This is a genomic window from Streptomyces caelestis (genome assembly GCF_001279005.1).
Classification (GTDB): domain Bacteria; phylum Actinomycetota; class Actinomycetes; order Streptomycetales; family Streptomycetaceae; genus Streptomyces; species Streptomyces heliomycini.
Map to the genome: position 1 here is coordinate 130,087 of NZ_LGCN01000177.1, position 7,784 is coordinate 137,870.

The 7,784-nt window shown below is 74.2% G+C and carries 9 protein-coding genes; 5 read left to right on the top strand and 4 right to left on the bottom strand.

The genetic code is table 11. From position 1 onward, the window contains the following. The first annotated feature begins 116 nt into the window (after positions 1-116). The 4 genes from ADK41_RS16035 (at position 117) to ADK41_RS16050 (ending at position 4,333) form a co-directional block, all read left to right on the top strand. On the top strand, positions 117-878 hold the full coding sequence (locus tag ADK41_RS16035) for a DeoR/GlpR family DNA-binding transcription regulator (protein WP_030821939.1): 762 nt from the start codon (positions 117-119) through the stop codon (positions 876-878). Continuing rightward, the gene (gene pfkB / locus ADK41_RS16040) at positions 875-1,822 is read left to right on the top strand and encodes a 1-phosphofructokinase (protein WP_030821936.1); all 948 of its coding nucleotides are present in this window, start codon (positions 875-877) and stop codon (positions 1,820-1,822) included. The genes ADK41_RS16035 and pfkB overlap by 4 nt, the downstream gene beginning before the upstream one ends. Positions 1,823-1,898: 76 nt before the next feature. After that, the gene (locus ADK41_RS16045) at positions 1,899-3,920 is read left to right on the top strand and encodes a PTS fructose transporter subunit IIABC (protein ID WP_030821933.1); all 2,022 of its coding nucleotides are present in this window, start codon (positions 1,899-1,901) and stop codon (positions 3,918-3,920) included. A gap of 116 nt (positions 3,921-4,036) precedes the next feature. After that, a complete protein-coding gene (locus tag ADK41_RS16050) occupies positions 4,037-4,333 on the top strand; it encodes a hypothetical protein (RefSeq protein WP_030821929.1) in 297 nt (98 codons plus the stop codon). Between the two features lie 21 nt (positions 4,334-4,354). On the opposite strand, the gene ADK41_RS16055 is transcribed toward ADK41_RS16050, so the two are convergent. Continuing rightward, positions 4,355-5,101: a DUF6227 family protein gene (locus ADK41_RS16055; protein WP_030821926.1), complete on the bottom strand. Its 747-nt coding sequence runs from the start codon at positions 5,099-5,101 to the stop codon at positions 4,355-4,357. 219 nt (positions 5,102-5,320) lie between these two features. Next, positions 5,321-6,349, bottom strand: coding sequence for a P1 family peptidase (locus ADK41_RS16060; RefSeq protein ID WP_030821923.1), 1,029 nt, complete (start codon positions 6,347-6,349; stop codon positions 5,321-5,323). A gap of 43 nt (positions 6,350-6,392) precedes the next feature. Between ADK41_RS16060 and ADK41_RS40865 the strand changes: the two genes are divergently transcribed. After that, positions 6,393-6,569 carry a hypothetical protein gene (locus tag ADK41_RS40865; protein ID WP_106979394.1) on the top strand — a complete coding sequence of 59 codons (177 nt, stop codon included), beginning with the start codon at positions 6,393-6,395 and terminating at the stop codon, positions 6,567-6,569. Between the two features lie 22 nt (positions 6,570-6,591). Here the strand turns inward: ADK41_RS40865 and mscL are convergent, their stop codons facing one another. Together mscL and ADK41_RS16070 are read right to left on the bottom strand one after the other, a co-directional pair. After that, entirely contained in the window at positions 6,592-7,062 is a 471-nt protein-coding gene (mscL, locus tag ADK41_RS16065; RefSeq protein ID WP_030821920.1) for a large conductance mechanosensitive channel protein MscL, read from the bottom strand. A gap of 135 nt (positions 7,063-7,197) precedes the next feature. Continuing rightward, positions 7,198-7,695 (bottom strand): hypothetical protein, encoded by a 498-nt coding sequence (locus tag ADK41_RS16070; RefSeq protein WP_030821917.1) that lies wholly within the window; start codon positions 7,693-7,695, stop codon positions 7,198-7,200. Positions 7,696-7,784 lie beyond the last annotated feature (89 nt).

The window sequence follows — 7,784 nt, forward strand, 5'->3', positions numbered from 1 at the left end:
GAACGGAAGTCCGTTCATGTCCGACCCCTCCTTCATCCGTTTACTTTCCGGACATGCCGACGTACTCTCCGAGTGAAACCACACGTTCGGGCATGGAGGGACGGGAGGTGACGGGCATGTACGCACCGGAACGCCAGCAGGAGATCCTCCGGCTCGCCCGCGACAGCGGCCGGGTGGACGTGGTCTCGCTGGCCGAGGCGTTCGAGGTGACCGCCGAGACCATCCGCCGGGACCTGAAGGCGCTGGACCGCGCCGGCCTGGTGCGCAGGGTGCACGGCGGGGCCATTCCGGCCGGACGCCTCGACTTCGAGCCGGACCTCGCCGAGCGGGAGACCACCGCGGCCGACGAGAAGGACCGCATCGCCAAGGCCGCCCTCGCGGAACTCCCGGTCGGCGGCACGCTGATCGTCGACGCCGGTTCGACGCTCGCGCGGCTGGCCGGATCCCTGCCGGCGGAGGTCTCCCTCACCGTCGTCACCCACAGCCTGCCCATCGCGGCCCGGCTCGCCGACCACCCCGGCATCCAGCTCCACCTCGTCGGAGGGCGCGTACGGCACCGTACGCGCGCCGCCGTGGACGCCTGGGCGCTGCGCGCGTACGCCGAGATCCGTGCGGACGTCCTGTTCGTGGCCGCCAACGGCTTCTCCCCCGAACACGGGCTGACCACGCCCGACCTCGCCGAGGCCGCCGTGAAGCGCGCGGCCGTGGCCGCCGCCCGCCGCGTGGTGCTGCTCGCCGACTCCTCCAAGCACGGCCAGGAGCACTTCGCCCGCTTCGGCGACCTGAGCGACGTGGACCTGCTGATCACCGACACCGGACTCGACCCGCAGGACGCCGCCGCGATCGAACGCGGCGGCACGGAAGTGGTACGCGCATGATCCTCACCGTCACCCCCAATCCGTCGCTGGACCGCACCTACGAGGTCCCCTCGCTGGACCGCGGCGAGGTCGTCCGGGCCACCGGCGAACGCGTCGACCCCGGCGGCAAGGGGGTCAACGTCTCGCGCGCCGTCACCGCGGCCGGCCGGCGCACGGTCGCCGTGCTGCCCCTGGGCGGCGCGCCGGGCGCGCTGGTCGCCGACCTGCTCGACGCGCAGGGCATCGAGGTCGCTCCGGTCCCGGTCGCCGGCGTCACCCGCTCCAACATCGCGCTCGCCGAGGCGGACGGCGTGCTCACGAAGATCAACGCACCGGGCCCGGAACTGACGCCGGCCGAACAGGAACTGCTGCTGGACACCGTGCGCCGGCAGTCCCCGGGCGCCGACTGGATCGCCTGCTGCGGCAGCCTGCCGCGCGGACTCGCCCCCTCCTGGTACGCCGAACTGGTCGCCCGCGCGCACGCCGCCGGCGTACGCATCGCGCTGGACACCTCCGGGCCCGCGCTGCTCGCGGCCCTGCGTGAGCGGCCCGACGTGGTGAAGCCGAACGCGGAGGAGCTGGCGGAGGCCGTGGGGCGGCCCCTGGTCACCGTGGGCGACGCGCTGAAGGCGGCGGAGGAGCTGCGGGGGACGGGCGCCCGGGCCGTCCTCGCGAGCCTCGGCGCCGACGGGCAGCTGCTCGTGGACGACGCCGGCGCCTGGTTCGGCACCGCCGCGGTGGATACCGTCCGCAGCAACGTGGGCGCCGGCGACTCCTCGCTCGCCGGGTTCCTCGTCGCCGGCGGACGCGGCCCCGAGGCGCTCGCCTCCGCCGTGGCCCACGGCGCGGCGGCCGTCCGGCTGCCCGGCAGCGTGATGCCGGCCCCGGCCGACCTGGACCCGGCCGCGGTGACCGTCACGGCCGAGGTGCCCGCCGACCGCCCGCTGCGGGAGCCGGCGGCATGAACCACCCCCTCCTCACCCCCGTCCCCCCTTCCGCCCACCCCGCTGCACGGGCGATACGCGTGCGAAGGAGCCCGCGATGAGTGACATGATCACCGCGGAACTGGTCGATCTCGACCTGTCCGCCGACACCAAGGAGGCGGCGGCCCGCGCCCTCGCCGAGCGCATGGTGGCCCTGGGCCGGGTGACCGACCTGGACGGCTTCCTCGCCGACGTCGCCGCCCGCGAGGCGCAGATGCCGACCGGCCTCGACGGCGGCATCGGCATCCCGCACTGCCGCAGCGAACACGTCACCGAGCCCACGCTGGCCTTCGGGCGCAGCGCCGCCGGGATCGACTTCGGCGCGGCGGACGGACCGGCCGACCTGATCTTCCTGATCGCGGCCCCGGCCGGCGCCGACGACGCCCATCTGACGATCCTGTCGTCGCTGGCCCGGCAGCTGATGAACGCCGAGTTCACCGATGCCCTGCGGTCGGTGGGCGACGCGGGGGCGGCCGCGGCGCTCATCCGGGGTGAGCAGGCCGGCTCCGAGGACTCCGTGGCGGCGCCGGCGGCGGCCTCCGCCGGCGCCGCCACGGGCACCGAAGCCCCCGAGGAGGGCCGCCCGTTCCGGATCGTCGCCGTCACCTCCTGCCCCACCGGCATCGCCCACACCTACATGGCCGCCGAGTCGCTGGAGAACGCCGGCCGGGAAGCCGGCGTCGAGATCGCCGTCGAGACCCAGGGCTCGGCCGGCTTCACCCGGCTCGACCCGGCCGTGATCGCGGCGGCGGACGGCGTGATCCTCGCCCACGACGTCCCCGTACGGGAGAAGGACCGCTTCGCGGGCAAGCCGACCGTCGACACCGGCGTCAAGGCGGCCATCAACCGCCCCGCCGACCTGATCACCGAGGTCCGCGGCAAGGCCGGACGCGGCGAGGTCACCGCGGCCGCCGCGTCCGGCGGTACACCCCTCGAGCGGGCCGGTGACGGCGGCGAGGGCTACGGCACCAAGCTGCGCACCTGGCTGATGTCCGGCGTCAGCTACATGGTGCCGTTCGTCGCGGCGGGCGGTCTGCTCATCGCCCTCGGCTTCGCGATCGGCGGCTACGAGATCAACGAGGCGCCGTCGGTGATGGACCACTTCGTGTGGACCCAGGCCGACAGCTGGGGCGCGCTGCTCTTCCAGATCGGCGGCGTCGCCTTCGGCTTCCTCGTCCCCGTGCTGGCCGGCTACATCGCCTACGGCATGGCCGACCGGCCCGGCCTGGTGCCCGGCTTCGTCGGCGGCGCGATCTCGCTCACCGTCAACGCCGGCTTCCTCGGCGGTCTCGCGGCCGGTCTGATCGCCGGCGGTGTGGTGATCGCGATCCAGAAGGTGCGCATCCCGGCGGCGCTGCGCGGCATCATGCCGGTGGTGGTGATCCCGCTGATCTCCACGGCGGTCGTCGGCTTCCTGATGTTCGTCGTCATCGGCAAGCCCATCGCCGAGGCGCAGAAGGGCATGACCGACTGGCTGAACGGCCTGACCGGCGCCAACGCCGTCCTGCTCGGCGCCCTCCTCGGCCTGATGATGTGCTTCGACCTCGGCGGCCCGGTCAACAAGGTCGCCTACACCTTCGCCACCGCCGGCATCGCCGTCGCGAGCCCCAGCGACTCCGCGATGAAGATCATGGCCGCGGTGATGGCCGCCGGCATGGTGCCGCCGCTGGCGATGGCCCTGGCCACCACGGTCCGCGGCAAGCTCTTCGACCGCACCGAGCGCGAGAACGGCAAGGCGGCCTGGGTCCTGGGCGCCTCCTTCATCTCCGAGGGCGCGATCCCGTTCGCCGCCGCCGACCCGCTGCGGGTGATCCCCGCCTCGATGGCGGGCGGCGCGGTCACCGGCGCCCTGTCGATGTCCTTCGGCGCCACCCTGCGTGCCCCGCACGGCGGCGTCTTCGTGGTCCCGCTGATCGGCAACCCGCTCCTCTACCTGGTCGCCATCGCCGCGGGCGTCTGCGTCACGACGGCCCTGGTGATCGTCCTCAAGGGCCTGCGCAAGCCGGCCCCGGTCACCGCGGGCGCGGGCGAGGGGACGGCGGCGCCGTCGACGGGGACCAAGCAGCCGGTGGCCGCGTAGCGGCACGACGGTGCGTCCGTTTGGGTAGGTGTGGGCGGTTCATGCCTACTGCGATATAGATCACGATCATCACGATCCGGGGTCAAGACCCCGGATCGTGGTGTGTACTGGGCCGCATGCCTGAGTACACGACGCTCTCGCGGACGACGGGAGCCACCGTCCTCACCCTGGTGGCCGTGGCCTGTGCGGCGGGCCTGGCCGACGCCCTGCGGCGTCGCCGCGGACGGACGCGCGCACCCGAGCCCTTCGACGAGGCGGCCCGCCGGCAGCACACCACCGGCCACACCCCTCACGGCGCCCCGGTGATCCCACGCCAGCGGCGCACCGGTTCCCACGGGGAAGCCGTACGGCTCACCCCGGCGGAGCGCGACGCGTTCGCCGTGCTGGTGCGGCGCTTCGGCGAAGGGGACTGAACCGCGACCCCGGCCGCCGTGTCAGGAGACCTGCGCCGCCCGGCGCTCCATCGCGTCCCGCGCCGCGTCCTCGCTGGCGTACACCTCGCACATGTGCCGCCCGTCCGGCGTGACCGTGTGCTCGACCTCCCACACGGACAGCTCCGCGCCGTCGCCCAGCAGGAACGCGTGCTCGTAGAGCGAGAAGGACAGCCCCGGACGCCCCGCGCGGGACGGGCGGCCGAAGGCCTGCGTGATCCGGTGCGCGCACGCCGTGGCCAGCAGTGCGGCCGTCTCCGCGCCCGGCCGGTCCGTGTTCTCCGCCCTGCGCAGTAAGCGGCGCGCGTGATCCGCGGAACCGTCCGGAACGTACAGGTGCCGCAGCACCGGAGGCGGTGACAGCTGCACCGTCACCGGCAGCTCGAAGTCCGGTGCGTCCGGCGGCAACGGCAGCCTGGCCGTGGCCGTCCGCAGCTCCTCCTCGTCCACGTACACCTCGTGCTGCGGCTCGTCCCCCGGCGCCGTGTTGTGCACGAGCTCCCACAGCGTCAGCGCCGAACCGTCGGCGAGCAGCCAGGTGTGCCGGTACGTCTCCCGGTGCAGACCCGCACTGTGGTGCGCGGAGTGCAGTGAACCGTCGTGCGCCAGCGCGCAGTCCAGCGACCGGATCGTCTCGTCCGGCAGCTCGAAGGAGTTCAGGGCACGGCCGAGGAGGCGCGCGAGGTGCTCCTCCGGAGACTCGGGCGAGTCGGATGATTCGTACGCTGCCGTCTCGTACGGAACGCTCAAGGTTTCTCCCGGCGTTGCTGCATGTCACCTTGTGGGTGCATAACGTAGCCCCTCGGTCGGACGTCGTGTCCAGGAACCGAGAAAACGTATGGCCAAAAACGAGCGGGGCACACGAGAAATTCCCGACACCGCCCGGACGTACGTCAATTGTTCCTGATCGAACGGTACTTCGGCAGCCGGTCGCCGGCCCTTCCTTCCACCGCCCGTTTCACCACCCGCTCACCGCCCGCCGTACAACTCCCCGTACGACGGCCACGAACCGCCCGGACCGTCCACCGGGGTGGCGGTGCGCACCGCCCGTACGATCGCACGGGTCACCAGGTCCGCGCCCGCCGCGAGGACCTCGTTCAGGGCCAGGGGGTCCGCCGCGTCCAGCGGGCGGGCGCCCGTGGCCAGGGTGAAGACGGTGTCGCCGTCGCTGAGCAGATGCACCGGCCGTACGGCCCGCGCGATGCCGTCGTGCGCGGTGCCGGCCAGCTTCTGCGCCTGCGCCTTGGACAGGACGGCGTCGGTGGCGACCACCGCGAGCGTGGTGTTCAGCGGCGGAGCCGCGTTCCGCTCGGCCACCTCCGCGAGCCGCCGCAGCGCGGCCCCGTGCACCTCCGGCTCCGGGTAACGCACCCGGCCCTGGAACAACTCCCCGTACAGCGCCCCCGTCTCCGGATCCACCGCCGACCCCGCCGCGTTGGCCACCACCAGCGCGGCCACCGTGATGCCCGACTCCAGCACCGTGCTCGCGGTGCCGACGCCGCCCTTCAGCTGCCCGGCCACCGCGCCCGTACCGGCTCCCACGCACCCCTGCGGCACCGCCGCGCCCCGCTCGCTCGCCGCCGCCGCCTCGACCGCGGCACGACCGGTGGCCGCGTCCGGCCGGGCCCGGAAGTCGCCGCCCCGGCCCAGATCGAAGACACAGGCCGCCGGCACCACCGGCACCACCTGCGCGGGATCCGGCCCGACACGCACCCCGCGCCCCCGCTCCTCCAGCCAGGCCATCACCCCGGACGCCGCGTCGAGCCCGTACGCGCTGCCCCCGGTCAGCACGATCGCCTCGACCTTCCGCACCAGGTTGCGCGGATCGAGCGCGTCGGTCTCCTTCGTGCCGGGGCCGCCGCCGCGCACGTCCACCGCGGCCACGGCCCCGCCCTCGGGCGCGAGCACGACCGTGGTGCCCGTGAGCCATCCGCCGCCGGTGCGCGTCGCGTGCCCCACGCGCACCCCGGCCACATCCGTCAGAGCGTCGGCTGTCATAGGGCCAGTACTGCCCGGTCGGGGACGGCCGTACCCTGGACGTATGAGCACCGCCCCCGATCCCCGCCCGAGCGAGACCGAGCCGACGCTGGTCTTCGACGACCCGCTGGACCAGCGGTCCTCGGACGACACGGACCGCGGCTGGGGCGAGCGTCCGTCCGGCGACAGCGCCGCCGATCTGAAGCGCTTCCTCGACGAGAAGCCGCCCCACCACCTCTGACCCGCCCGCCGACGGGCCACCGCTACTTCGGGTCCTGCCCCGTGCCGCGCTGCGCGACGAGGGTGTCGCGGATCTCCTTGAGCACCTCCAGCTCGGTGATCTCGACGACCTCGCGCGTGCCCTCCTTCGCCTTCCGGCGGGCCTCCACCCGGGCCAGGTACTTCGCCATGGGCAGCACCATCAGGAAGTAGACGACCGCCGCGGTGATCACGAACTGCAGCGTCGCCCCGAGGACCGATCCCCACAGGATCCTGACCCCGGTCGCGGCATCGCCGGCGCCCTCGCAGGGGCCCTTCAGGCACGAGCTGTAGCCGTCCAGGTCCTGGGTGCCGAAGGCGCCCACCAGCGGGTTGATGACGCCCTTCACGACCGCGTTGACGATGTTGGTGAAGGCGGCGCCGATGACCACCGCCACGGCCAGATCGACGACGTTGCCCCGCATCAGGAAGGCCTTGAAGCCCTGCAGGACGCTCGTCTTCTCCTGGTCGCTCACTTCGAGGCCTCATTTCTCGTGCGTACGGTGCGGAAGAAAGCGCTCCGCAACCTACGTCACGCCGCTGCCGGCCTGTCCGACGGGGTCGCCCGGTGAAAGGGACCCACGCGCGGGCGGGGGCCGGAGGGGCACCGGTCAGCACATCGTCACCGCCAGCCGTGCCGTGGCGCTCGCGCCGGCCAGTTCGGCCGCGGTGGTGCGCGGTACCGACAGCACGAGCAGCGCCCCGCCGTCGTCCGCTCCGTCCGCCGCTTTCGGCACCTCGGTCACCCGCGCCCCGCGCGCGATCACGCGGGCCCCGCCCCCGGACACCGTCTCCCCGGCGGCGATCACGTCCACCCGGTCGCCGGGCCGCAGCAGCCGTACCGTGGCCGCGTCGGCGATCCGCACCGCCGCCGTGACCGTCGTACCCGCGTGCCGTGCGGGACGGTCCCCGGGGGGCGCCGAGGCGGCACGGGCCGCCGGGGCCCCGTCGGGGTGTCCGCGGGACCGGTCCGCGTCCCGTGGTCCCGCCGCCACCAGCGCCGCCGCCGTGACCGCGAGGCCGAGCGCCACGGCCCGCCTCCGGTGCCGTACCAGCCGGCCCGGGAGGGGCAGGGCGCCGCGCACCCGCACCGGGGGGAAGTGCGGCACCTCGCACGGGGGAGGGATCTCAGGGCCGGGCGGGCGGGAGGAAGCGGCGCCGGGCGGGCGGGAGGAAGCGGCGCCGGGCGGGCGGGAGG